The 24268-nt window shown below is 70.9% G+C and carries 25 protein-coding genes; 23 read left to right on the top strand and 2 right to left on the bottom strand.

The genetic code is table 11. The annotated features are described in order from the left end of the window. The first annotated feature begins 73 nt into the window (after positions 1-73). From H488_RS23460 to H488_RS23440, 6 genes are all read left to right on the top strand, one after another. Positions 74-355, top strand: a complete 282-nt coding sequence (locus H488_RS23460) for a CHY zinc finger protein (RefSeq protein WP_017832558.1) — start codon at positions 74-76, stop codon at positions 353-355. A gap of 111 nt (positions 356-466) precedes the next feature. Further along, positions 467-1225, top strand: a complete 759-nt coding sequence (locus tag H488_RS23455; RefSeq protein ID WP_017832557.1) for an energy-coupling factor ABC transporter ATP-binding protein — start codon at positions 467-469, stop codon at positions 1223-1225. Then, positions 1225-1932 carry an energy-coupling factor transporter transmembrane component T family protein gene (locus tag H488_RS0118065; protein WP_017832556.1) on the top strand — a complete coding sequence of 236 codons (708 nt, stop codon included), beginning with the start codon at positions 1225-1227 and terminating at the stop codon, positions 1930-1932. The genes H488_RS23455 and H488_RS0118065 overlap by 1 nt, the downstream gene beginning before the upstream one ends. 124 nt (positions 1933-2056) lie before the next feature. Further along, positions 2057-2668 (top strand): biotin transporter BioY, encoded by a 612-nt coding sequence (locus H488_RS23450; protein ID WP_017832555.1) that lies wholly within the window; start codon positions 2057-2059, stop codon positions 2666-2668. Between the two features lie 85 nt (positions 2669-2753). Further along, positions 2754-4163, top strand: a complete 1410-nt coding sequence (locus H488_RS23445; RefSeq protein WP_017832554.1) for a class I adenylate-forming enzyme family protein — start codon at positions 2754-2756, stop codon at positions 4161-4163. Next, positions 4144-5310 carry a thiolase family protein gene (locus H488_RS23440; protein ID WP_017832553.1) on the top strand — a complete coding sequence of 389 codons (1167 nt, stop codon included), beginning with the start codon at positions 4144-4146 and terminating at the stop codon, positions 5308-5310. The genes H488_RS23445 and H488_RS23440 overlap by 20 nt, the downstream gene beginning before the upstream one ends. Before the next feature lie 92 nt (positions 5311-5402). Here H488_RS23440 and H488_RS23435 read toward each other — a convergent pair whose 3' ends face one another. Next, positions 5403-5618: a hypothetical protein gene (locus H488_RS23435; protein WP_017832552.1), complete on the bottom strand. Its 216-nt coding sequence runs from the start codon at positions 5616-5618 to the stop codon at positions 5403-5405. A 114-nt stretch (positions 5619-5732) separates the two neighbouring features. Between H488_RS23435 and H488_RS23430 the strand changes: the two genes are divergently transcribed. The 16 genes from H488_RS23430 (at position 5733) to H488_RS37390 (ending at position 22222) form a co-directional block, all read left to right on the top strand. Then, positions 5733-6296 (top strand): CGNR zinc finger domain-containing protein, encoded by a 564-nt coding sequence (locus H488_RS23430; RefSeq protein WP_017832551.1) that lies wholly within the window; start codon positions 5733-5735, stop codon positions 6294-6296. A gap of 117 nt (positions 6297-6413) precedes the next feature. Further along, positions 6414-7613, top strand: coding sequence for a glycoside hydrolase family 26 protein (locus tag H488_RS23425; protein ID WP_017832550.1), 1200 nt, complete (start codon positions 6414-6416; stop codon positions 7611-7613). Positions 7614-7651: 38 nt separating this feature from the next. Next, positions 7652-8839: a glycosyltransferase gene (locus H488_RS23420; protein ID WP_043738670.1), complete on the top strand. Its 1188-nt coding sequence runs from the start codon at positions 7652-7654 to the stop codon at positions 8837-8839. A gap of 91 nt (positions 8840-8930) precedes the next feature. Further along, positions 8931-10748 carry a hypothetical protein gene (locus H488_RS23415; RefSeq protein ID WP_017832548.1) on the top strand — a complete coding sequence of 606 codons (1818 nt, stop codon included), beginning with the start codon at positions 8931-8933 and terminating at the stop codon, positions 10746-10748. Positions 10749-11044: 296 nt separating this feature from the next. Further along, entirely contained in the window at positions 11045-11731 is a 687-nt protein-coding gene (locus tag H488_RS23410) for a prepilin peptidase (protein WP_031282535.1), read from the top strand. 244 nt (positions 11732-11975) lie between these two features. Next, positions 11976-12185, top strand: a complete 210-nt coding sequence (locus H488_RS23405) for a Flp family type IVb pilin (RefSeq protein ID WP_017832546.1) — start codon at positions 11976-11978, stop codon at positions 12183-12185. 138 nt (positions 12186-12323) lie between these two features. After that, positions 12324-12716 (top strand): TadE/TadG family type IV pilus assembly protein, encoded by a 393-nt coding sequence (locus H488_RS23400; protein ID WP_017832545.1) that lies wholly within the window; start codon positions 12324-12326, stop codon positions 12714-12716. After that, positions 12704-13723 (top strand): TadE/TadG family type IV pilus assembly protein, encoded by a 1020-nt coding sequence (locus H488_RS23395; RefSeq protein ID WP_017832544.1) that lies wholly within the window; start codon positions 12704-12706, stop codon positions 13721-13723. Before H488_RS23400 ends, H488_RS23395 begins: the two co-directional genes overlap by 13 nt. A gap of 61 nt (positions 13724-13784) precedes the next feature. Next, complete coding sequence (cpaB, locus tag H488_RS23390; RefSeq protein WP_017832543.1) at positions 13785-14522, top strand: Flp pilus assembly protein CpaB; 738 nt, start codon at positions 13785-13787, stop codon at positions 14520-14522. Then, entirely contained in the window at positions 14519-15733 is a 1215-nt protein-coding gene (locus H488_RS23385) for an AAA family ATPase (protein WP_017832542.1), read from the top strand. Before cpaB ends, H488_RS23385 begins: the two co-directional genes overlap by 4 nt. A gap of 2 nt (positions 15734-15735) precedes the next feature. Next, positions 15736-17274 (top strand): CpaF family protein, encoded by a 1539-nt coding sequence (locus H488_RS23380; RefSeq protein WP_043738667.1) that lies wholly within the window; start codon positions 15736-15738, stop codon positions 17272-17274. Next, a complete protein-coding gene (locus tag H488_RS23375) occupies positions 17274-18221 on the top strand; it encodes a type II secretion system F family protein (RefSeq protein WP_017832540.1) in 948 nt (315 codons plus the stop codon). The genes H488_RS23380 and H488_RS23375 overlap by 1 nt, the downstream gene beginning before the upstream one ends. 32 nt (positions 18222-18253) lie before the next feature. Continuing rightward, positions 18254-19123 (top strand): type II secretion system F family protein, encoded by an 870-nt coding sequence (locus tag H488_RS23370; protein WP_017832539.1) that lies wholly within the window; start codon positions 18254-18256, stop codon positions 19121-19123. A gap of 79 nt (positions 19124-19202) precedes the next feature. Further along, positions 19203-19898: a class F sortase gene (locus H488_RS23365; protein ID WP_017832538.1), complete on the top strand. Its 696-nt coding sequence runs from the start codon at positions 19203-19205 to the stop codon at positions 19896-19898. 150 nt (positions 19899-20048) lie between these two features. Next, positions 20049-21491 carry a hypothetical protein gene (locus H488_RS23360; RefSeq protein ID WP_017832537.1) on the top strand — a complete coding sequence of 481 codons (1443 nt, stop codon included), beginning with the start codon at positions 20049-20051 and terminating at the stop codon, positions 21489-21491. Between the two features lie 35 nt (positions 21492-21526). Then, the gene (locus H488_RS37390) at positions 21527-22222 is read left to right on the top strand and encodes a hypothetical protein (RefSeq protein WP_190274498.1); all 696 of its coding nucleotides are present in this window, start codon (positions 21527-21529) and stop codon (positions 22220-22222) included. A 109-nt stretch (positions 22223-22331) separates the two neighbouring features. On the opposite strand, the gene H488_RS23350 is transcribed toward H488_RS37390, so the two are convergent. Continuing rightward, positions 22332-22565 (bottom strand): hypothetical protein, encoded by a 234-nt coding sequence (locus tag H488_RS23350; protein ID WP_017832536.1) that lies wholly within the window; start codon positions 22563-22565, stop codon positions 22332-22334. A gap of 474 nt (positions 22566-23039) precedes the next feature. On the opposite strand from H488_RS23350, the gene H488_RS23345 reads away from it, so the two are divergent. Further along, positions 23040-24209 (top strand): IS481 family transposase, encoded by a 1170-nt coding sequence (locus tag H488_RS23345; protein WP_017832535.1) that lies wholly within the window; start codon positions 23040-23042, stop codon positions 24207-24209. The last annotated feature ends 59 nt before the right edge of the window (positions 24210-24268 follow it).

The raw sequence follows: 24268 nt of genomic DNA, 5'->3' as shown, positions 1-24268 counted from the left end.
GACCGGCCGCGGCACGGGAGGGGCAGCGGTGAGACGGGTTCTGGGACGTCCTGTCGACGAGCAGACGCGGTGCGTGCACTACCGCACGCCGCTGGACGTGATCGCGATCAAGTTCTGGTGCTGCCGGGCGTACTACCCTTGTCATCTGTGCCATGAGGAGACCGCCGGCCATCCGGCGGCGCAGTGGCCGGTCGAGGAGCAGGACGCCGAGGCCGTGCTCTGCGGGGTCTGCGGCCACGAGCTCTCCGTGCGGGAGTACCTGGCCGCGGACGGCTGTCCGCGGTGCGCGGCCCGGTTCAACCCGGGCTGCGCCCTGCACGCCGATCTGTACTTCGAGCCGGCACCCCGGGACTGAGACGCCCCGGGACTCAGCCATCCCGGGGCAGCGGCAGCGCCTTCTGGACGCACCGGGGCGCGGCAGCGGCCGCCCGCCGCTGACCAGGACGAGGAGAGGACGGCTTCCACGGTGTCGATCAAGCATCCGCTGCGGGACCGGTCCCGCCGGGCGGAGTCCTCCGTCCCGACGGGGCCGCCGGGGACCCGGTCCTCGGCGATCCGGCTGACCGGGGTCACGGTCACCCGGGAGGGCCAGGACGTCCTGCGCGACGTCGACCTGTGCCTGGACGAACAGCGCATCGCGGTGATCGGGCTCAACGGATCGGGCAAGTCCACCCTGGTGCGCCTGCTCAACGGGCTGCTGCTGCCCACCCGGGGCACCGTGCAGATCGGTGGGCTGTCCACCGCGTCCGACGCCAAGCGCATCCGGCGCCAGGTGGGCTTCGTGTTCCAGAACCCGGAGAACCAGATCGTGATGCCGCTGGTGGCCGAGGACCTCGCCTTCGGGGCGAAGAACCTGGGCCTGCGCGGGGCCGAGCTCTCGGCCCGGGTGGACGGGGTCCTGGAGCGGCTGGGCATCGGGCACCTGGCCGAGCGGGAGTCCTACGCCCTGTCCGGGGGCGAGAAGCAGCTGGTGGCCCTGGCCTCGGTGCTGGTGATGGAGCCGTCCACGATCGTCTTCGACGAGCCGACCACCATGCTCGACCGGCGCAACCGGCGCCGGCTGCAGGCCACCATCGACGAGCTCGACCAGCGAGCCGTCGTGGTGACCCACGACCTGGAGCTGATCGGCGGCTACGACCGGGTGCTGGTGGTGCACGAGGGCCGGATCGCCTTCGACGGCGCCCCCGGACCGGCGGTGGAGTTCTACTGCGGGATCAGCGACTGATGGGCGCCGCCCGGCAGCAGGACGCCCGCAACAGCGCCGCTCGCCCCCACGGTGCCCGGCCCCACGGTGCCGGTGGGTTCCACCGTGCCGGGCCCACCGGTGTGCTGGCCCGGATCCCGGCCGGTCACAAGTTCGCGTTCCTGTTCGCCGCCAGTCTCGGCATCTACGCCGTGACGCACCTGGGCGTCCAGCTCGCGGTCTTCGGCCTGGCCGTGGCCGCCGCCTGGGCGACCCGCACTCCGGCCGCCCGCCTGGCACAGCTGTTGGCCGGGCTGCTGCTCATCGTCGGCGTCGTCTTCCTCACGCTGGGGTTCACCACAACCTGGGAGGCGGCGGCGGTGGCGGCGCTGCGGCTGCTGAGCCTGTGCCTGCTCGCCTGGGCGGTGAGCCTGTCCACCACCTTCGCCCAGATGCTGGCCCTCTTCGAGCGGCTGCTGGCCCCGACCCGGCACCTGGGGCTGAACCCGGCCCAGATGAGCCTGGCCCTGTCGATGACGATCCGGTTCATCCCGCAGATCCGCACCCAGTACCTCGAGGTCCGCGAGGCCCAGTTCGCCCGCGGTCTGCACAACAGCCCGGTGGCCGTGCTGGTGCCCCTGCTGGTGCGGACCCTGGAGTCGGCCCAGGAGATCGCCTCCGCCCTCGACGCCCGCTGCTACGACTCCGCGCCCCCACCACGGGCCGCTCCCCGGACCACCGCCGACTGACCCCTGGCCCACCCGGACGGATCCAGCCCGTTCGTTCCAGCCCGCCCGTCACCGCCCCGACCGTTCCAGTAGTCTCCGTCCCGCCTGCTCGAGCCCAGCCGCTCGTCCCCGATCGAAGGACCCCATGACCACCATGACCTCCCGGACCGCCGACAGTTCCCAGACCACCCAGAACACCGTCCTGGTGGCCGTGTTCGCCGCCCTCATCGCCGCCCTGGGCCTGGTGCCCCCGATCACGGTCGGCATCATCCCCGTGCCCATCACGCTGCAGACCCTCGGAGTGATGCTCGCCGGTGCGCTGCTCGGGCCGGTGCGCGGGATGCTCTCCGTCGTCGTCCTCCACGCCCTGGTGCTGGCCGGGCTGCCGCTGCTGGCCGGGGGCCGGGGCGGGCTCGGGGTGTTCCTGGGCCCGACCGGCGGCTACCTGGTGGGGTGGATCCCCGCGGCCCTGGTCATCGGGGCGCTGGTGCAGTACTGGGCGATCCGGCGCACCGGGCGCGCGGCCCGCTTCGCCGCGGTGCTGCTGAGCGTGGTCGTGGGCGGCATCGCGGTGATCTACGCCTTCGGGATCCCGTGGACGGCCGTGGTCACCGGGCTGTCGCTGTCCACCTCCGCGCTGGGCGCGCTCGTGTTCGTTCCCGGGGACCTGCTCAAGGCGGTCGTGGCGACCCTGGCCGCGATCAACGTCCACCGCAGCTACCGCCGGCTCCTGGGCGGGACGCCCACCGCCCGCTGACCACGGGGAGCACCGCCCGCCGGCAGCCGTCATCCATGACTCACGGCCGCACCCGCAGCGCGAGACCATCACCGAGGACGAGGACATGCCCTTTCTGGACCGCGTGACCCGCTGGGCCGAGGAACGCCCCCAGGAGCTCGCCGTCGCCTGCGGAAACGACCGGCTGACCTGGGGTGATCTGCGCGCCGGGGCCGCGGCCCTGGCCGCCTCGGGCGAGCGCACGGGGATCCTGCGGCAGGCCAACGGCACGGACTTCGCCGTCCGGTGGGCCGCCGGAGTGGCCGAGGAACGCGTGTGCGCCGTCCTGGACCCGTCCTGGCCGGAGGACATGACCGCGCAGGTGCGGGAGCGCTGCGCCGCGCGCCTCCCCGCCGATCCCGCCCCGGCGGCACTGCGCGACGGCGACCCCGCCTCGGCGTTCCTGATCGGCCTGACCTCGGGCACCACGGCCCTGCCCAAGGGCTTCCAGCGCAGCCGCGCCTCCTGGCGTCGCTCGTTCGGGGCCTCCGCGGAGCACTTCGGTCTGGGCCCCGAGGACCGCGTGCTGGCACCCGGCCCCCTGGCGGCGAGCCTGAACCTCTACGCCCTCTCCGAGTGCCTCTACGCCGGGGCAGGCTTCGTGACCCTGCCGGGCTTCGACGTCGCCGCCGCCCACGCCGCGATCACCGCGCACGGCGTCACCCGCCTGGTGCTCGTGCCCACCGTGCTGCGCGTCCTCGCCGAGCGCGGCCTGGCGGGCGGTGCCGACGCGAGCGGTGTCACGGCGATCGTGTGCGCCGGGCAGAAGCTGGACCCCACCACGTTCGCGGCGGCCCGGCGCTGGGCCCCGCAGGCCACGATCTGGGAGTACTACGGTGCCGCCGAGCTCGGCTTCGTCGCCGCGCGCTGTCACCGCCCGGGCGAGCCCGCCGAGATGCCGGCCGAGGACCCCGGCACCGCGGTGGGGGCGGCGTTCCCCGGCGTGGACGTGGCTGTTCTGGACGAGTCCGGTCACTCCGTGCCGGAGGGGCAGGCCGGCACGATCTGCGTGCGCTCGGACCTGGTCTGCGACGGCTGCCTCTGGGGCGACGACGGCCAGGGCCTCGGCCGGCTCGGCGGCCTGCACACGGTGCGGGACCAGGGCTTCCTCCGCAACGGGCAGCTGCACGTGCTGGGGCGGGCGGCCGAGATGATCAACACCGGCGGGCTCAACGTCTATCCGCACGAGGTCGAGGCAGCCCTGGCCCTGGCGCCCGGAGTGGCCGACGTCGTCGTCGCCGGCCTTCCCGACGACGCCCGCGGCCAGCGGATCGTGGCCGGGATCGTGCCCACGGCCGACCGGCCGGACCGTGCTCGGATCCGGGCCGGACTGGAGGAACGGCTGGCCCCGGCCAAGCGCCCGCAACAGTACTGGGAGCTCCGGGAGCTGCCGGTGACCGCGAACGGCAAGCTCAGCCGCACGGTGTTCCGCGACTGGATCCGCGAAGGAGACGCCCGTGTCCGACCGCTCGGCTGAGGCCCCCGTGCTGGTGCTGGGCCGGCGCACGCCCCTGACGCGCGCCGGAACCCTGCTCGAGGGCGTGCCCGTCCACCGGCTGCTGGCCCCGGTGCTCCGCTCCCTGCTGGCGGACTCGGGCCTGGACCCCGCCCGCGTCGCGGACGTGGTGGTGGGCAACGCCGTGGGCGCCGGCGGCAATCTCGCTCGACTGGCCGCCCTGGAGGCCGGGCTGCCGGTCTCGGTGCCGGGCCTGACCGTGGACCGACAGTGCGGGTCGGGGCTGGACGCGGTGGTGCTGGCCTGTCGGCTCGCCCAGGCCGGGGCCGGCCGGGTCTTCCTCGCCGGCGGGGCGGAGAGCATCAGCACCGCACCGCTGCGCGGACGACGACGCGAGGACGGAGAGGTCGAGTTCTACCGCCGCGCCCAGTTCGCCCCGGAGCACCTGGGCGATCCCGACATGGGCGAGGCCGCCGAGACGGTCGCCCGCGAGCACGGGATCGGCCGGGAACGCCAGGACGGCTACGCCCTGCGCAGCCACCGGCGGGCGCTGGCCGCCGCGGAGGCGGGGGCCTTCGCGGACGAGCTGGTGCCGGTCACCGGACCCCGTGGTGAGGTGCGGTCCGACAACGGCCCGCGCCGGGCGCTGAACGCCAAGCTGCTGGCACGCTTCCCGGCCGTGTTCGCGGCCGGCGGGACGGTCACGGCCGGGAACTCCTGCGGGGACGCCGACGGCGCGGCCGCCGTGCTCGTCACCGACCCGGCCACGGCACGCGCTCTGGGCCGGCGGGACGGGCTCGCCTTCCGCGGTGCGGTGACGGTCGGGGTGGACCCGGCGCGGCTGGGCATCGGCGCCGCCGTGGCCGCCCGGCAGCTGCTGGCGGAGCAGGGCGTGGCCGTGGCGGAGCTGGCGGCGGCCGAGTTCAACGAGGCCTTCGCCGGACAGGTGCTGGCCTGCACGGACCTGCTCGGCCTCGACGAGGAGGTGCTCAACGCCGAGGGCGGCGCCCTGGCCCTGGGCCACGCCTACGGCGCCTCCGGGGCGATGTCCGTGGTGCGCCTGCTGTCCCGGTCACGGGCCCTGCCCACCGGGAGCCTGCTGCTGGCGATGATCAGTTCGGCCGGGGGCATCGGCACGGCGGCCCTGTTCGAGAAGGTCGCGCTCTGACCGGAGCGGGTGCGCCCTGGACGACAACCCGTGCCCCGGCCGAGGTCGTGCATCCCGGCCGGGACCGGTGGTCCCTGCCGGCCGCGTGCCGCTCAGCGCGAGCGCTGCGCCGCCGCGAGCTCCTCGTCGTCCAGGGCGGGGTAGGACGGCCCGTGCTCGCCGAGCACGGTCACGCCGCGCCGCACGTTGTAGTAGACGTCCCGCAACGTCCAGCTGCGCAGGGCCGTGCGCTCGCGCCGCGGGACGGACTGCCGGCCCACGGTGGCGAACACGAAGAGCAGCGCCAGGAGGTAGAGTCCGCCGACCATGAGGAGCTCCTTCTCGCGACCATCGTCGCGTAAGGGTCTAAACTATTGATGACACTCACGCTAGCCGTGGAAGGGATAAGTAGTCAAGTGCATTTTGCCTATGACACTGAAGACGTGCTCGAGTCCGACGTGGCGCTGATGAACACCGCGCCGGGGGCCTCCCGCTCCGGGGAGGACGAGCTGGTGACCACCGCGCAGCTGCGGGCCCTCCTCGAGGAGCACGGCTGGTCGGGGCGCTTCGACCGTGACGAGCACGAGCTGGCCGAGGTGCGCGAGGTCCGCGGCGAGCTGCGGAGGGTCTGGGCCCTGGACCGGGACGCCATGGTGGACGCGGTCAACGCCGTGCTCGACACCACCGAGCTCGCCCCGCACCTGGCCCGGCACGACGGGAAGGACTGGCACCTGCACGCCTCGCCCTCGGACGCGCCCCTGGCCGCCCGGCTGCGCCTGGAGACGGCGTTCGCCCTCGTGGACGTGATCCGCGCCGACGAGACGGACCGGCTGCGGGAGTGCGGGGCCGAGGACTGCGACGGGGTGCTCCTGGACCTCTCCCGCAACCGGTCCAAGCGCTTCTGCAGTCAGCGGTGCGCCAACCGCACCAACATGACCGCCTACCGCCGTCGGCAGGCCTCCGACACGGACACGGACGACCGCCCGGACTCCGGCGCCGGGGCGTGAGCCGGCCCGGCAGACGGGCCGGCGCGGCGGGTGGAGCGTCGTCGTCGTTCGTCACGAACCGCGCCGCTGGACGCCCATTTCCATGATTTTCTATCGAGTGCTTCCTAGGCTGACCGGGTGAAGGAATCCTCGCTCGTCGCCGTCGTGTTCGTCGCCGCCCTCGCCCTGGGTGGCGGCACCCTCGCCGCCCAGATCGCCTCCCAGCCCGACGAGGAGGTCCAGGCCGCGCCGCTGCCGGTGTGCACCGTCCTCGACCGGTCCGAGCTGGTCCCCCGGACCGGCGCCCTCTACGGCGTGAACCTCGACTGGGAGGACAAGCCGCTGGCCGACTACGCCGACCGGCTGGGGCACCGGCCCGCCGTGTCCGTGTCCTTCACGGGGTTCCCCTACGACGAGCGCGGACACGACTACCTGCGGATGGCCGCCGACCAGATCCGGTCCGACGGCCAGATGATGCTGCTGACCCTCGAGCCCGAGGGTGGGCTCGCCGAGGTCACCGACGACGCCGTGCGGCAGCTGACCGCCGACCTCGCGGCGATCAACGACTCCGGGGTGCCGGTGGTCGTGCGCTTCGCCCACGAGATGAACGGCTCCTGGTACGCCTGGGGCCACCAGCCGACCGCCTACGTGGAGGCCTATCGGCGGGTGGCGGACGCGGTGCACGAGCACGCCCCCGGCTCGGCGATGATGTGGGCCCCGAACTACGGGGGCGGCTACCCCTTTGCCGGCGGGCAGCACGAGGCCGAGCCCGGCAGCGCCGACTTCGCGGCCCTCGACACCGACGGGGACGGCGCGCTGACCATGGCCGACGACCCGTACGCCCCCTACTACCCGGGGGACGACGCCGTGGACTGGGTGGGCATGTCCCTGTACCACTGGGGTGACCAGCACCCCTGGGGCGAGAACGAGCTGCCCGAGCCCGGCAAGTTCGCCGCCCAGCTCACCGGTGCCTACTCCGGCGCCGGCGGCGACGACCGCGCCGTCCCCGACTTCTACGCCGAGTACGGGCAGCGGCGCGGCAAGCCCGTGGCCATCCCGGAGACCGCCGCCCTGTACAACCCGGCGCAGGGCGGTGCCGACGAGCTGGCGATCAAGCAGGCGTGGTGGGGCCAGGTCTTCGACGAGTCGATTCCCCGGGACTTCCCGCAGCTGAAGATGATCAGCTGGTTCGAGTGGGACAAGCACGAGGTCGAGATCGACGGGCCGGTGGACTGGACGACCACCAACACCGCCGCCGTCCGGGACGCCTTCACCGCGGATCTGCCCGAGTGGCTGCACTGGGGTCCCGAGAAGAGCTGCACCCCGGCCGGCTCCTGACCCCTGCGGTCGGGGCGCGGCAGGAGCACACTGGATCCATGAGGATGATGCTGCTGACCGCGGGCACCCGCGGCGACGTGGAGCCGTTCGCCGCCCTCGCCCGTTTCGCCGCCGGCCACGGCCACGAGGTCCGCCTGGGCCTCCCCGACTCCTCCGGCGTGGACCTGTCCGGGCTGGACACCGTCAGCCTGGAGGTGGACTTCCACCGGCTGGTCCAGGAGCACGGGATCTCGCCGTGGACGGCCGTGCGGCACTTCCGCACCGAGGTGGGCCCCGGCATGCGCCGGATGCTGGCCGCCGCCGTGCGGGAGACGCTCGCGTTCGCGCCGGACGTGGTGGTCCACCACCCCAAGGTGCTCACCGCGCCGGCAGTGGCGCAGGCGCTCGGCGTCCCGCACGTGGTGGTGGAGGCGGTGCCCGTGCTCACCCCCACCCGGCAGTTCCCGGCGCCCGGCGTGGTGAACCGGGACCTCGGCCGGTTCAACCGGGCCACCTACGCGGTGGCCCGCGGTGCCGAGCGGATGTTCCGCCGGGACATCGACCGGGCCTGCGCCCAGCTGCCCGGCGGCCGGCCGGCCGCCGTTCCCGCCCCGGCGGCCACCCTGCTGCCCATCAGCCCGCGGCTCCTGCCGCGCCCGGACGACTGGCCGGCCTCGGTGCATCTCACCGGGTCCTGGCACTCCGACGCCCCGGTGCCGGAGCCCGATTCCGCCGTGCGCGAGTTCCTCCGGGGCGGGCCCTACCTCGTGGCGACCTTCGGCTCCATGGCCTCCGGGGATCCACTGGGCCGGGGGAGGGCTGTGCTGGAGAGCGCCCGCGCCCACGGTCTGCGGACGCTGCTGCTCACCGGGTGGGGCGGACTCGCGCTGCCGGACGACCTCCGGGACGACGTGCTCGCTGTGCCGACCCTGTCGCTCGACGCGGTGCTGCCGGGGGCGGAACTGGCCATCCACCACGGCGGGGCCGGGACCGTCCACACCGTCGCCCGCGCCGGCGTTCCGCACGTGGTGGTCCCGTTCCTGGCCGACCAGCCGTTCTGGGGCCGGCAGCTCCACAGCATCGGCCTCGCCGCAGCGCCCATCCCGCAAAAGAAGCTGACGGCCGAGCGGCTCACCGCGGCGATCGGCGACGCCCTCGGGTGCCGTGCCGCCGCCGAGCGGGTGGGCCGCGAGGTGCGGAAAGAGCGCGGATTGGAGGCCGCGCTGACCGTGCTCACCTCCTGCTGAGCTTCGGAAGCCGCCCACCCGGTGTAGTTTGCTTTTGAGAATGCACAGCTGCCCGGCACCGAGCCCGGTGCACCGAGGGGCAAGGACACGCATGGACGCCGACGAGCGGGCGGAACGCACCGCAGCAGTGGAGCAGCTGCGCGCCATGGCCCGCACCCAGGTGCGGGACGGAGCGGAGGGGGCTCAGGAGCTGGAGCATGCCCTGGCCTTCCTCGGGGAGCTCGACCTCCGGACGCTGCGGGAGATCGAACGGGAGCTCGCCCGCCCTGACAGCATCATCACCAGGCCGGACACGGGAGCCCGCGGGGGTCTCGCGACTTTCCTGGGCGCCCGGTACGCTGCGGCGTTCCCCGCGTCCCGATACCACCCGAGCACACCGGTCCCGCAGATCCGGGCCCGCCTGCTGGACACCCTGGTGTTCCGGGAGATCCGGACAGCCCACGGAAGCACGATGTTCGACCGTTCCGTGCGAGGGGTCCAGGGCGCTCTGGGCCTGTCTCCGCGCGACAGTCTCGCGGAGACGGGCTTCCCCGAGTACGGGGCGGCGGTCGTGTTCCTGCTGCTCGACGTCGCGGCGTCCTTCGCGACCGTGCAGCTCAGCAAGACGTCCGCCCACATCACCGCGTCCATGGGCTACTCCGGCATGGACGCCTACGCGGACGCCCTCGACGCCTGCCACTTCATGACCGCCGCCTTCGCCAAGCACCTCCTGCGGTCCCCACCGGATCCCGACAAGCTGGTGACCATGGCGGCACGCGGGCGGCTGGATGGCCTTGGGATCTCGCCCACGGATCTCGACGGCGACCGTCTGCTCGCTGAGCTCTCGAAGCTGCGGGACCTTCTGCCTCAGCTGAGTGCCCCGTACTCCTCGTGGGGGCCGGCCGGGGACGCCGTCCGCCGTCGTCCCCCGGACACCGCCGGGCGGGAGGACGACGCGCGGCAGTCCTTCAGCGTCTCCCGGCGCCCGGGGCGGCCCCGGACTGCCGGCGAGGCCGAGCAGCACCACCTGTCCCGCAAGGACTGGTCCTGGTGGGTGCGCGAGCACCGGGCTCAGCTGGCGCCGGTGCTGGCGATTGCCGCGCTCGGCATCTTCTGGTGGTCGGGGCGGGCGTCCGCACTGGAGCTCTCGGGCAGGCTCATCGTGCTCGCGGGCCTGATGGGGGCCATCGCCGGCGCCGCACTGGCCGCTCTCCTCGGCTCCCGGGCGCAGGCCTTCTTCCGGGCGGCCGAGGGGCTCAGCAGGTACACGGTGCTGCAGGGTCGGCGCGACGCGCAGTTCCTGCGCGCCTTGCGGACGCTGCGCCCGGACCTTTTCGCCGGTGCCCGGCACGCCGGCCTTCCCCGGCTCGTCACCGTGGTGGTCGAGCGCAACGGGGTGCTGTTCCTGGGCCGTGGCGCGCGTCCTCCTGTGGTCGCGGCGTTCCACTGGTTGCACGTCCCGCGGATCACTGTCCCCGAGGACCCACCCGGGGCACCCCGCCGACGAGTGCACCGGGTGGCCTTCGAGATCCGCAGAGAAGGGGCCGACGTGGTGCTCGGCCTCCCGCTCGAGCGGGCGAAGGTGGCCTGGACGCAGCGCAGCTACCTCGAGAGCAAGCCACTGGAAGCGGTGCTCGCGCTCGTGCAGGGCCTGCGGCACACCTGGGCACTGCCCCCGCTCGGCGCACGCAATCACGGTGACAACGAGGACACCTCCGAGCGTCTGCGCCTGCTGAGCGGCGCCGACGAGCTGGCCGGCACCCGTTGGGAACAGGAGGCCCTCGACTGGGAGTTCGGCCCCCGCCCGCCGCTGGAGCTCGCCGGTGCCGCCGCGGCACGCCGGGAACAGGCCGTGCTGGCAATGGTCGTCGTGCTCATGGCACTCGGGTGCGTCCTCGTCCCGCCGGTGCTTTCCTGGCTCGTCAAGTGATCTCAGAAGCCCACCGGCCGATTCGCTCAGCCATCTCGGACCGAGGTTTGCCCTGTCGCCACGAGAGAGAGAACAAACCGGTGCTCCTGGGCGCTGTATTTCTCGAGAATTCCGGTCGGGGCTTTTCGAACTGAGATCCGTGAATTCCGCAATGGCCGATTGACGTGCCACAACACCGAGAGAATCGATTGCTCGGTTAGTCTCGGTCCCGTACACGACCCCTGATTGGGGGACAACTGCACACCCGGGCGTCAGCCGAAGCGCCCACGGACCGGAGGAGCGCCTTCGTGGAGCCCATGCTCGGAACAGCACCGCTCTGGTTGGTGCTCACCGCCGGTCTCGTCGGCGCTGTGGTGGGGTGGTTCCTGCCCCGAGTGGTTCTCCAATACAGCCCTGTCACGGACGAGCCCGCCTCTGTGCCCTCTCGTCCACTGCTGGCTGTCGCCACGGCGGCGCTCTTCGTCATGGTGGCCTCGTTCTTCGGGCTCAGCTGGGAACTTCCGGCCTATCTCTTCTTCGCGGCGGTCGCCGTGGTACTGACGGTGATCGATCTGCGCCACCACCTCCTGCCCAATGCCGTGGTGCTGCCGGCGTTGGGCATCGGGTTCGTGCTGCTCGCGCTCGCCGCCACAGGGGCGAACGCTTGGGGCTCGCTGCTGCGCGCCGTGCTGGGTGCCCTCGCGCTCTTCGTCCTCTACCTCGTGCTGGCACTCGTTTCGCCGGCCGGGCTCGGCATGGGCGATGTCAAGCTCGCCGCCGTGCTGGGCCTGTTCTTGGGTTTCCAGGGCTGGGGCGCCCTGTTCGTCGGGGCCGTGCTGGCCTCCGTCGCCGGCATGGTGGTGGGGCTCACCGTCCTCGCATCCCGCCGCGGTGGACTGCGCAGCGACGTGCCGTTCGGTCCGTCAATGCTGACTGGCGCCCTGGTGGCCGTCTTCTGGGGCGAGCGGCTGGCGCGGGAGTACCTGTTGCCAGGTCTGTACTGACGCCGTTCGGGGGACAAACGCGCTGAAGTTGAAGTAGATGCAGATCGATACACTCCACCACTAGGCATTACGTCCGTTTTTGACGTCCCCCAAAGTGCATGCACCTGAATGCTTGTGTATTTGCTGGAGCAAAGTCTAATCTTCTTACAGGTCAGTAGCCCGGTACGGGGAGAAGCCGCAAGGCATATACCGACAGAGCTGACGACCCTTTCCCACCACCCCCCTTTCATCAAAGGATCCTGCCATGCTGCCTCTGCTCATCACCATCCAGAACGTGTTCTTCGACGCCACCGACCGCCTCAAGAAGGACGAGAAGGGCGCGACCGCCGTCGAGTACGGCCTGATCGTCGGTCTCATTGCGGTGGCCATTATTGCAGCCATCACCCTCCTGGGCGGCCAGCTCGATACGCTCTTCGACAACATCACCGGCCGTATTCCCGCCGGCGCCGCCTGATCCGCTAACGCTCAGCGATTGCAAGCGCCGCGGCGTCCCGCACCGGGGCACCGCGGCGCTTCTCGTGAGGGCTAAAGGCGTTGGCGACCCGCTGCCTATTAGCTCCATGTCTCTACTCTTATGCGGAAAGGCTTGACCATGATCCCGTGGCGCTCGGAGCGCGGCGCAGCCGCCGTAGAGTTCGCGCTGGTGGTTCCGGTGCTCCTCCTGCTGCTGCTGGGCATCATCGAGTTTGGCAGGGCCTACAACGCACAGATCAGCTTGACGCACGCAGCCCGGGAGACTGCTCGTCACATGGTGATCCACGACAACGGGACGGCCTCCGCCACAACGTGGACCGCCGCAGCGTCCGCCGGCCGGAACGCCGCTCCGTCCTTAAAGGGCACGGAGATGACCTTCTCCGCCGTCCCTGCGAAGTGTGCCGCCGGCACCACGCTCGCCGTCACCGTCTCTTACCCGTTGAAGACCGTCACCGGGATCGCCAAGGACATGACCTTGACCGGAAAGGCGGCCATGCAATGCGGCGGCTGATCGACCACCTGATGCACGCACGCACGGCGCACCGGGATAACGGTGAACGGGGCGCGGTGGCCGTCGTCACCGCCCTGTGCTTGGTGGTGCTCCTCGGCTTCGCGGCCCTCGCGATCGACGTCGGCATGCTGTACGAGGAACGAGCGCAGCTGCAGAACGGCGCCGATGCCGCAGTCCTGGGCGTTGCCCAGGACTGCGCGAAGAACGCCAACTGCGTGGACGCCGCTGCAGTCCTGCCGCGGGCGCAGCAGCTGGCCGACTCGAATGCTCGTGATGCCCGATCAAAGGCCGCGGTCCTCGAGCTCGACAAGACCGTACAGAAGGTGCGGGTGCAGACCACCACGGTGGACGGCAAGAGCGGTGCCGGTTCGTTGGCACTCTCCTTCGCCCCCGTGCTCGGCGTCGACAAAGCTACGGTGAGCGCGACCGCCACCGCGTTCTGGGGAGCGCCGCAGGCGGGGCCGGCCATGTTCCCGATCGCCTTCGCCAAGTGCGAGTTCAACCTCACGGGTGCCCCTCAGGTGCTGGTCCTCGGCGGCAAGGGGCCGACCAAGTGCCCCAAGACCGGGGGCAGCACCGGCCATGTGGACGATCTGCCGGGTGGTTTCGGCTGGATCGGGGAGAACTCCTCCACGACGTGCGGGGTTTTCGTCGCCGTTGGTGACCAGGTCAAGAGCTCGACCGGAGCGAGCATCCCTTCGGGTTGCTCGACCACTGCCACAGAGGCAGCGCTCAGGAACAAGACGGTTCTCCTCCCCGTGTACGACCAAGTGAGCGGCACCGGCAACAACGGAAAGTACCGCATCGCGGCATGGGCCGCGTTCGAGGTCCACGGCTATACCTTCACCGGCAACGTCGCCTGGAACCCCGGACTGGTCACCGGCGCCTGTGGCACCAACTGCGACGGCATCTACGGGAAGTTCGTGCGCTTCGTGACCCTGGACGCCGACTTCGTGATGGGTCCTCCGACCTCCTATGGCACCACGGTCGTGGAGCTGCGCGAGTGACCTCCGTCTTGCTCCGACACCCCGCTACTGTCCCTCCTCCTGAGCACATGGAAGTACGACTGTGAAAACTCGCATTCTCGCCGGCTTCGTGATGGCGGTCCTCGCCATCGCCGGACTCGTCATCGTCAGCACCTATGTCGGCACCGCGGACGCCCGCGCTCTGGACCAGCAGGAACCGCGGGAGGTCTATTTGATCACCGCGCCGATCCTGAAGGGCACACCGGTGGAGGAGTTCGGGGAGTCCTTGACCCTGCACACGGTGCCCGCCGCCGTCGTGCCCGCCGGTGCGCTCTCCTCCCTAGACGCGCAGAGCGGAAAGGTCGCCGGGGTCGACCTGCAACCGGGGGAGCAGCTGCTCGACTCCCGCGTGGTTGACCCCCAGGCGCTCGAAGCGCCCGGGACGGTACCGGTGCCCAAGGGGCTGCAGGAAGTCACGATCCAGCTCGAGGCGCCTCGCGTGCTCGGCGGTCAGCTCACGGCGGGGGACACGGTGGGCGTCTTCGTCTCCTTCGAGGGCGAGGAGGGCCGGGAGTCCAAGACGGCCAAGGACCTGGACAAGATCCTCGTCACCTCCGTGCAGGGGGCACCCAGTACGACCGAACCCGCCGAGGGCGAGGCGGCACCCGAGGCAGGGGCCCCGGCCGTTCCTGAGAGCTCCCTGCTCGTCACCTTCGCGGTCAACGCCGACACGGCCGAGAAGATCGTCTACGCCTCCGAGTTCGGCCGGATCTGGCTGTCCCTGGAGCCCGAGGACGCCGAGCAGAACGCCAACGGCGCCACGAGGAGTGATTTCGAGTGAGCCGCATCCTGCTGGTCACCAAGGACCCGTCCTACGACGTCCAGTTCCGCAAGGGCATCGACGGGCGTCTGCCCGGCGAGATGCAGACCGTCTTCAGCGCAGCACTGCCGGCCACGCCGGACGAGCTGCTGGGCCGCTCGATCGGCGAACTCCCCACGGTCGTGGTCCTGGGACCCGGGCTGGACTTCCACGACGCGCTGCGGCTCGGCGGACTGTTCGACATCCAGCGACCCGAGGTCTCCCTGGTGCTCGTGGCTCCCGCCGACATGTCCCTGGCCATGGCAGCCATGCGGGCCGGCTTCCGCGACGTGCTCGACGTGGACGCCGATGCCGACGGCATTCTCAGCACGATGTCGAGGGTCCTGGACGCAGCGGAGTCGCGCCGACGGGTCTCGCTCCAGGGTTGGTCCGCCGGTGAATCCGGTGCCGCTCTCGCTCACGACGACACCCGCGTCATCGTCGTCACGTCGCCCAAGGGCGGGGTCGGCAAGACCACCGTCGCGGCCAATCTGGCCGTGGGCCTCGGCCGGACTGCGCCGATGAACACGGTGATCGTGGACCTGGACGTCCAGTTCGGGGACGTCGCCGCCGCCTTGCGCCTGGCTCCCGAGCACTCGCTGACCGATGCCGTCACCGGCCCCTCCGTCGACGACTCCCTGGTGCTCAAGACCTTCCTCACCGTCCACCCTGCGTCCGTCTACGCTCTGTGTACCCCGGCCAATCCGGCCGAGGGCGAGTTGGTGGGCGCGGCGCAGATTACCCATCTGCTCGACCAGCTGGCGGGTCAGTTCCGGTACGTCGTCGTCGACACCGCTCCCGGTCTGGGGGAGCATGCGCTGGCCGCCCTTGAGGCCGCCACCGACGTCGTGTTCGTCACCGGCATGGACGTTCCCGGGGTTCGCGGCCTGCGCAAACAGATGGACCTGCTGGGCGAGCTCTCACTGCTGCCCGAGAGTGCTTCGGTCGTGCTCAACGCCGCCGACCGCAACACCGGGCTCTCGGTGCAGGACATCGAGGCCACCATCCGGACGCCCGTCGACCATGTGGTCCCTCGCTCCCGGATGGCCGTGTACGCCACCAACCGCGGCGAGCCGCTAATCCTGCACGCGCCGAAGGACAAGGCCGCCCGGCAATTGCAGGCGCTCGTGGACTCCTTCACCCCCGCCCGTCCTGCCTCGAAGCGAGGCCTCCACCGGAAGGCCATGGTCTGACCATGAAGCTCGCAGATCGCCTCGCCGCCGCCCGCGGCGAGAGCGTCCCCCCGCTGCACGCCGACACCGATGCGCGCACTCCGGAGCAAGATTCCGGCGACCCTACCGTGCTGACCGCAGAGTCACCGGCCGAAACGTCCGATCCTCGGTCGTCGGAAGGCGCCGCGGAGCCCGGCTGGAACGAGCCGGGGGGCTCCATGTCCTTCTCCGAACCGGCTGCCGCGACAGCGGCCGAGCTGACCCCGCGGACCCAGGTCGGCCGGTTCGACGCGCTGGCCGGGCTCAAGCAGCGGGTGAAGCAGGAGCTGCTGGACCGCATCGGCTCCCGCCAGTCCGACACGAGCCTCAGCGACGGCGACCTCAAGGACTTCGCCACCCGGGAGCTAACCCGCATCGTCGCGGCGGAACAGGTGCCGATGTCCTCGGAGGAGCGGTCCCGGCTGATCCGCTCCGTCAGCGACGACGTTCTCGGCTACGGGCCGCTCCAGGAGCTGCTCGACGACGACTCGGTCACCGAGATCATGGTCAACGGACCGAACCAGGTGTTCGTCGAGCAGAAGGGCAAGGTCAGTCTCTCGGAGGCAACTTTCGCCTCCGAACAGGACCTGCGGCACGTGATCGAAAAGATCGTCACCCAGGTGGGCCGGCGCATCGACGAGTCCTCCCCCCTGGTGGACGCGCGCCTGCCCGACGGCTCACGCGTCAACGCGGTGATTCCTCCGCTCGCGGTGAAGGGGTCCTCCTTGACCATCCGAAAATTCGCCAAGGACCCACTGACTATTGAGGACCTCATCCGCTTCGGATCGGTGTCCCCGCAGATGGCCGATCTGCTGCGGGCCTGTGTGGAGGCACACCTCAACATCCTGGTGGCCGGTGGTACTGGCACGGGCAAGACCACGATGCTCAACGTGGTCTCCTCCTTCATCCCGCACGGCGAGCGCATCGTGACGATCGAGGATGCCGTGGAGCTGCAGCTGCAGCAGGAGCACGTGGTCCAGCTCGAGTCCCGTCCGGCGAACATCGAAGGCAAGGGAGAGATCTCCATCCGGGATCTGCTCAAGAACTCCCTGCGCATGCGCCCCGACCGGATCGTGGTGGGGGAGTGCCGTGGCGGCGAGGCCCTGGACATGCTCCAGGCCATGAACACTGGTCACGACGGCTCGCTCTCGACCATCCACGCCAACTCCCCGCGCGACACCATCTCCCGTCTCGAGACCCTGGTCATGATGGCCGGCATGGACCTGCCGCAGCGGGCGATCCGGGAGCAGATCGCCTCGGCCATCCACGTGGTCGTCCAGCTCTCGCGCCTGCGCGACGGCACCCGCCGCGTCACCCACATCACCGAGATCCAGGGCATGGAGGGTGAGACCGTCACCCTGCAGGACGCCTTCCTCTTCGACTGGGACGCCGGCGTGGACCCTCGCACCGGTCGTTTCCGGGGCACGACCCGCTCCACCGGGGTGCGCCCGCGGTTCGTGGACAAGTTCGAGGACTACGGCATCAAGCTGCACCCCTCCGTCTTCGACCCCGGGAGGAAGTGATGCTCCCGCTCCTGATCGGTTTCGGCTTCCTGACGCTCGCGGGCGCGCTGGGGCTCTTCGTCGTCTTCCGTTCCCGGACGCCCCGTCTGCCCATGGACCGGCGCCGCCCGCTGCGGACGGCCCGGGAGCAGACCCCGTCGCAACTGACCCGCCTCACAGGAGTCACCACGGAGGCCGTCAGCGAGTTCTTGGAGGAGCGCGGGTGGACGCGGCGCATCGCCGCAGCCCTCGAGAACGCCGGGATCAAGGCCTCACCCGCTGACTTCCTCGTGCTGGTGGCGGCCGGAACGGCAGCCGCCATGGCGGTCGGCACGATCGCCGGGGGCTTCCTGCTGGGGGTCCTCTTCCTGCTGGCGGCTCCGGTGATGGCGAAGGTGGCGGTCGGCTTCCTCACCGCTCGCCGCAAACGGGCCTTCGCCGACCAGCTCGACGACACCCTGCAGCTCTTCGCCGGCTCGCTGCGTGCGGGTCACTCCCTGTTGCGGGCCGTGGACGCGGTGGCCCGGGAGTCCCAGTCCCCGACCTCCGAAGAGCTCACCCGCGTGGTCAACGAGACACGGCTCGGCATGGGCCTCGACACGTCGCTCGACCTGACCGCCCAGCGGATGGAGTCCGAGGACTTCTCGTGGGTGGCCCAGGCCATCGGCATCCACCGTGAGGTCGGCGGCGACCTCGCCGAGGTGCTCGATCGCGTCGCCGGGACCATCCGGGAGCGCAACCAGATCCGGCGCCAGGTCAAGACACTCTCGGCCGAGGGGAAGATGTCCGCCTACATCCTCATGGCCCTGCCGGTGCTGATCGCCGCCGTCCTCGCAGTGATCTCCACCGAGTACATCGCCCAGTTCCTCACGAGCGGGATCCTCGGCTACGCGATGATCGTCGTCGCGCTGCTGATGTTCGCCATCGGCGGGTTCTGGATGTCCAGGATCGTCAAGATCCAGTTTTGAGCTCCTCCACCCCGTTCCTCGAAGGACCTCTCATGACACCGCTGTTCCTCGGTCTCCTCCTCCTCGCCGGTGCGGCCGCGACGGCCATCTGGCTCGCCGTCGGCGTGCGCTGGGGCGGCGACCGGCTGGTGCGCCAGAACCTCGGCATCGGTTTCGGCGCGATCGAGACCGAGACGATCCGCAACGCCCCGGACTTCGGCTGGGCCCGCCGATTCACCACGGAGAATGGGCGGGACCGGCTCGAGCGCTTGCACGCCAAAGCAGGACGCCCCGCGGACTGGCCGGTGGCCCGGCTGATGGCCTACAAGGTCTACGCCGTGGCCAGCGCGGTTCTTCTCGATCTGCTTCTCCTCCTGCTGGCAGGGGACAACGGCATGATCGTGCTGATGGTCGCGGTCATCGTGCCGGTGGCTTACTTCGTGCCGGAGCTGCTGCTGTACTCTCGCGGCACCGAGCGGCAGAAAGCGATCGGTTTGGAGCTCGCCGACACCCTGGACCAGATGATGATCGCGGTGGAGGCCGGTCTGGGCTTCGAGTCGGCCATGGCACGCGCCGGCCAGAACGGCAAGGGCCCGCTCGCTGAGGAGTTGATGCGCACATTGCAGGAGATGCGCGTGGGCATTCCACGCCGTGACGCCTATCTGGCGCTGGAGCAGCGCACCGACGTCCCCGATCTGCGCGCATTCACCCGCGCGGTGATCCAGGCGGACGCGTACGGGATCTCCATCTCCACGGTGCTGCGCACCCAGGCCAACGAGATGCGCGTCAAGCGGCGGCAGCGGGCCGAGGAAGCGGCGCAGAAGATTCCTACGAAAATTCTCATCCCGCTGATGCTGTTCATCCTCCCGGTGCTGTTCCTCACCGTGCTCGGACCCACGGTCCTCAACTTCCTGAAGATGTAGCCCGATGCCGTCCGTCAGATCCTCATCACGCTCCACGACGACTGGCACGGGCCGCACCGCGCTGGCAGCAGCTCTTGCCGTGGTGTCGCTGTCCGCCGTTGGCCTCCTGGTCCTGCCCTGGCTGGCCGGCACCCCGGCCGCCGGTTTCGGCGGGGACGTCCAGCACAGCGACCCTGCCGCGGTGAGCGCTCCCGAACCGGTGTACGCCTCGTCGCTCGCGGCGGACGACGCCCGGGCCGTCGGTGACCCGGGGTCCCACTCCGCAGTGCCGGGCCCGGAGACCTGCGGTGACCTGTCCGTCCGCGCCCGGATCTGCTCCCCGTCCATCGGAATCGACGCGGCGCTCGAATCCATGGGGACAGACGCGGCCGGGAACATGGCGGTTCCCACCCATGCGGACCGTGCGGCAATCGGCTGGTACTCGGCCTCCGCTCCGATCGGCGGCGAGCAGGGCAATGCGGTGCTGGCCGGCCACGTGGACTATCCCTACGACGCTCCTGCACTGGCCACCCTCTACACGGCGCAGCCCGGGCAGAAGCTGTGGGTCTCCGACGGGACTGGGGGAGTGTTCTCCTACACCGTGACCACGGTGCGGGAGCCGACCCCGCGGGACGCGCCGCCGCGGGACATCTTCGAGTTGACCGGAGATCCAGGACTGTCCCTGGTCACCTGCTCAGGCGACTACGTCCAGCCGGACGGAGCGCCGTCCTGGTCGTACACGAACAACCTCATCGTCGACCTGGCCCTTGATCCCGAGACGGCCCCCGTCCCGTGACGCAGTCGGGCCGCCCGTCCCCTCTTGTGCGCACACCCGGCGTCGCACAGTGACTTCCCCGGACAGCACCTCCTCCATGCAATTACATTAGTAAAGATCGGTCGGCCGCCCACCGGCCTGCCGATCCCCACACGATCCCCAGGAGTTCCCATGCCCTCCCCCCTCCCCGCCCGCCGCGCGCAGCTCCTCGCGGTGGCGGCTCTTGCCGGCACCACCGCGGTGACCGGGACGCTGGTCGCTGCGGCGCCGGCCGTCGCCGTGCCCGTGGCGATCGCGGAGTACCTCGTCGAGGTCCCTGAGGAGAGCCCGAGCACCGGCGCGGAGTCGTTCTACACCCCGGTGACGCTGACCAACACCGACACCGCCTACGGCATCGACGAGGACCAGCCCCTGGCCCCCGTCGGAGAGCTCGTGCTGGACGACGAGGGCTACGGCGTGGCCGAGCCCTTCGACGACCCGGCCGCCGGGTGGGAGGACGTGGTGGGCGAGAAGGTCGGCGAGACCCCGGTCTACTGGGAGCCGGGGAACGCCGCCCTCGCCGGATACATCCTCTCGGTCTTCGGTCCCACCGCGGATCCTGACGAGGCGCTGGCGGTGCAGTGGGCCGTGCGCTCCCTGTCGACCGCGGAGTTGCCGCAGCCGGCCGGCATCGAGCAGTCGCACCTGGACCGGGCCGAGTTCCTCATCCAGGACGCGCGCAACAACGTCCCGGCGCTCGCCCCGCAGGACGGCTACCGGGCCTCCGTGTCCTTCGCGCCGGACGGTCGGCCCGACACGCTGCTCGTCACCATGCCGGAGGCCTACTACACCACGACCGTCACCCTGTCCGGGCCCGTCACCTTCACCGACGGGACGAGGACGCAGAGCTTCACCGGCGGGGACCGGGACAAGTACCTCGAACTGGCCGTGCCCGCCGGGGTCACCGAGGGCGAGCTCACTGCCGACCTGACGGCGACCATGCCCTCGACCGAGATCACCGTCCTGGCCGACGACCAGTACCGCGACCTGCTCATCGCGGGTCAGGAGCGCACGGTGGACTGGACCGCGAGCGCCGGGTTCAAGATCGACGCACCGACCGCGCCGGAGGACGAGGTCTCCGACGAGGAGACCACGCCCCCGGATGGCGACGGAACCGGCGACGCGCCGGTCGATCAGGACACGCCCACCGGCAACGACACTGACGACGATAAAGACGTCGACAGCGTCGGCGGCCCCGGCAGCGACACGGACTCCGGTGACGGCTCGGCCGGACCGGACGCCGAGCCGGCGGTCCGGGATGGCGGTGCCCCTGTCCTCGAGGTCGTGACGGACGCCGACGCCGAACAGCGACTCACGGCGACCCTCGAGGCCTTCGTCCTGTTCGACGAGCAGACCACCACCTCCACGGAGGTCGTCACGGAGACCACCATGACGGCCGGGGGAGCGGCGTACGCGGAGTCGGCCATGGCCAACACCGGCATGGGCGCAGCCCCTGCGGCCGGTGAGCGCAGCGCGATGACCTCGGTGATCCTCGTCGTGGTCGCCGTCGGCGCCGGCCTCGGCGCCTGGCTGCTGCGCCGACACCCGGCGACCACCTCGGATCGGTCCGCCTGATGTTCACCTCCGTCCCAGTTCTCCGGGAGATCTCGATGAGCCGCACCACTCGCACCGTCGTCGTCGCGTCCCTCGCGCTCGCCGCCCTCACCGGCTGCGGCGGTGCCGCGGCCGAGGCGAAGGGCGCGCACACCTACGAACCCCTGCCGCCGCTCAGCACCGCGACGCCGACCACCAGCCCGGCGCCACAGCCGACGTCCCCGGCGGCGCCCAAGTCCTCTCCCGCCCCGACGGCAGAGGCACCTGCAGACCCTGCCGCCCCTGCCGCAGGGACGGCCCAGGCGGCCGCCCCGGTCGGCGGCACGGCAGGCACGAGCATCACCGGGCAGACGCCCGTTGCCGGGTCCTCATTCGCCCTCGGACAGGCACCTGCCGCTGTGGCGGGGCCGGTGGGTGGTGGCATGCCGGTCCAGGCGACGGAGCGGAGGTCGACCAGCACCACGACGACCACGTCGACGACGATCGAGGCCGGTCTCAAGCTCGTGGTCACCTGCGAGGGGCTGTGCATGCTGGCTGACCTCGCCGCGCCGGAGCTGACCGGGCAGGACGGAGCGTTCTCCGAGGACCTCCTGCGGCAGGCACTCGAGAAGGAGCTGCGTGGGCAAGGCGGCGACCAGCAGCAGCTGACCGACGACCTGCTCGAGCAGCTCATGCAGGATCAGTGGGCTCTGGCCGAGCGGGATCTCGAGGGCGGGGACGAGAAGCTGGTCTTCTCCTCGGCCCAGAAGTAGGTTCGCGCCGTCCGGAGCGCAGTCATCCGGCGGGACGGCGCGGTCCGCGTTGCCACAGCACACGACGACGCACCCGGCCCTTGACGAGGGCCGGGTGCGTCAATGTGACTCAGGCGGGCACGGCCGCCCAGTGCACGGCGAAGCACGCCGTGGCGGCCATCGAGTACAGCCACACGGAGGCTTCGCGGGTCCACGGCACCTTCTTGGTCATGGCAGAGCTGATGACCGCGGTGATGATCAGTCCGATGCCCAGCCACAGGGACCAGTCGGTGAACAGCTGCAGGACGGCGCCCAGCACGCCGGTGCCGGCGTCGTCGAGGACACGATCGATGTCGAGATTCATGGTGAGAACTCCCCCCGGAGCAGACGAACGTTCCGGGCGCCCCCATGACGCCCGCGACGACAGGGTGCGACACCGGCGGCGGGGAAGCGGAGGATCAGCCGGTCCCCGGGCCGCCGGGGCGGGCACGCCCTGACAGTGCCGAGCCTATTCGATGAATTTGCAAATGCATCGGCGGATGGCGTCGCTTCTTGCGGGGACAGCCTGCCCAGCGCGGTGTGCGGAGCAGGATATGCAAAAGGCCCCGGACCGACTGGTCCGGGGCCTTTCGCTGGTGGTCGGGATGACAGTGTGCTGGTTCAGGACATAGGCAAGGCATGTCTCGGGACATCGGCAACATGAGGTCGCACATCCGCGGCAGGGTGCATCCGGGGTGGATNTGTGCTGGTTCAGGACATAGGCAAGGCATGTCTCGGGACATCGGCAACATGAGGTCGCACATCCGCGGCAGGGTGCATCCGGGGTGGATGCTTCCCCGTGTCGAGAGCAGAACTGGTCATCACCGCCATCACCACCGAAGGCCTCTCCCAGGCCGAGGCCGCCCGCCGCTACGGTCTGTCCGAGGCCTGGGTCAGCCGCCTCATGGCCCGCTACCGCGCCGAGGGCACCGACGCGTTCCAGCCTCGCTCGCGAAGACCGCACACTCACCCCAATGCCGTGGACCCCGCCGTGGTGGAGCTCATCGTCGAACTGCGCACCCGACTGGCCGCCGCCGGCCACGACGCCGGCCCGGACACCATTGCCTGGCACCTGCACCACCACCACGGCCACCAGGTCTCCCGCGCCACGATCAGCCGCTACCTCACCCGGACCGGGCTGATCACCCCGGAACCGAAGAAGCGACCCAAGACCTCCCTGCACCGCTTCCAGGCCACCATGCCCAACGAGACCTGGCAGTCGGACTTCACCCACTACCGGCTGGCCGGCGGCCAGGAGGTGGAGATCATCACCTGGCTCGACGACTGCACCCGCTACGCCCTGCACCTTTCCGCTCACCGGGCGATCACCACCCCGATCGTGGTCACCACCTTCCGCGCCACCACCAGCCGCTACGGCATCCCCGCCTCGACCCTGACCGACAACGGCATGGTCTACACCGTCCGCCACGCAGGCCTCGGCCGCCGGGGCGGGCGCAACGGCTTCGAGCAGCAGCTGCGCGACTGGCATGTGGAGCAGAAAAACTCCCGACCCGGCCATCCCACCACCTGCGGGAAGGTCGAACGCTTCCAACAGACCCTCAAGAACTGGCTGCGCGGCCAACCCGACCAGCCCGAGACCCTGCTCGACTTGCAGGGCCTCCTGAACCGGTTCCGCACCGAGTACAACCAGCACCGGCCGCACCGCTCCCTGCCCCACCGGGCGACCCCGGCCACGGTCTACGACGCGATGCCCAAAGCCCTGCCCGGGCCCAGCCGCGATCCCGACACCCACGACCGTGTCCGCCACGACCGGGTGGCCAGCAGCGGCACCGTCACCCTGCGCGTGGCCGGAGCCCTGCGCCACATCGGCATCGGCCGAACCCACGCCGGAACCCACGTCATCCTGCTCATCCAGGACCTTCAGGTACGTGTGGTCAACGCCACCACCGGCGAGCTGCTGCGCGAACTCACCATCGACCCCACCCGCGACTACCAGCCCCAGGCATGACAAAAGGCCCGAACCCACATCCGTGGGTTCGGGCCTTGCCGATGTCCTGAGACATCACA

It is taken from the genome of Kocuria sp. UCD-OTCP, from assembly GCF_000349605.1.
Classification (GTDB): domain Bacteria; phylum Actinomycetota; class Actinomycetes; order Actinomycetales; family Micrococcaceae; genus Kocuria; species Kocuria rosea.
Note: the sequence above shows the minus strand (reverse complement) of the source record. Positions and strands in the feature narration are given on the sequence as shown.

Excerpts from the sequence above, each read along its gene's own strand:
- H488_RS0118065 (WP_017832556.1), top strand. The coding sequence starts at position 1,225 with ATGGGCGCCGCCCGGCAGCAGGACGCCCGCAACAGCGCCGCTCGCCCC.
- H488_RS23450 (WP_017832555.1), top strand. The coding sequence starts at position 2,057 with ATGACCACCATGACCTCCCGGACCGCCGACAGTTCCCAGACCACCCAG.
- H488_RS23445 (WP_017832554.1), top strand. The coding sequence starts at position 2,754 with ATGCCCTTTCTGGACCGCGTGACCCGCTGGGCCGAGGAACGCCCCCAG.
- H488_RS23435 (WP_017832552.1), bottom strand. The coding sequence starts at position 5,618 with ATGGTCGGCGGACTCTACCTCCTGGCGCTGCTCTTCGTGTTCGCCACC.
- H488_RS23420 (WP_043738670.1), top strand. The coding sequence starts at position 7,652 with ATGAGGATGATGCTGCTGACCGCGGGCACCCGCGGCGACGTGGAGCCG.
- H488_RS23415 (WP_017832548.1), top strand. The coding sequence starts at position 8,931 with ATGGACGCCGACGAGCGGGCGGAACGCACCGCAGCAGTGGAGCAGCTG.
- H488_RS23410 (WP_031282535.1), top strand. The coding sequence starts at position 11,045 with ATGCTCGGAACAGCACCGCTCTGGTTGGTGCTCACCGCCGGTCTCGTC.
- H488_RS23405 (WP_017832546.1), top strand. The coding sequence starts at position 11,976 with ATGCTGCCTCTGCTCATCACCATCCAGAACGTGTTCTTCGACGCCACC.
- H488_RS23400 (WP_017832545.1), top strand. The coding sequence starts at position 12,324 with ATGATCCCGTGGCGCTCGGAGCGCGGCGCAGCCGCCGTAGAGTTCGCG.
- H488_RS23395 (WP_017832544.1), top strand. The coding sequence starts at position 12,704 with ATGCGGCGGCTGATCGACCACCTGATGCACGCACGCACGGCGCACCGG.
- H488_RS23380 (WP_043738667.1), top strand. The coding sequence starts at position 15,736 with ATGAAGCTCGCAGATCGCCTCGCCGCCGCCCGCGGCGAGAGCGTCCCC.
- H488_RS23375 (WP_017832540.1), top strand. The coding sequence starts at position 17,274 with ATGCTCCCGCTCCTGATCGGTTTCGGCTTCCTGACGCTCGCGGGCGCG.
- H488_RS23370 (WP_017832539.1), top strand. The coding sequence starts at position 18,254 with ATGACACCGCTGTTCCTCGGTCTCCTCCTCCTCGCCGGTGCGGCCGCG.
- H488_RS23360 (WP_017832537.1), top strand. The coding sequence starts at position 20,049 with ATGCCCTCCCCCCTCCCCGCCCGCCGCGCGCAGCTCCTCGCGGTGGCG.
- H488_RS37390 (WP_190274498.1), top strand. The coding sequence starts at position 21,527 with ATGAGCCGCACCACTCGCACCGTCGTCGTCGCGTCCCTCGCGCTCGCC.
- H488_RS23350 (WP_017832536.1), bottom strand. The coding sequence starts at position 22,565 with ATGAATCTCGACATCGATCGTGTCCTCGACGACGCCGGCACCGGCGTG.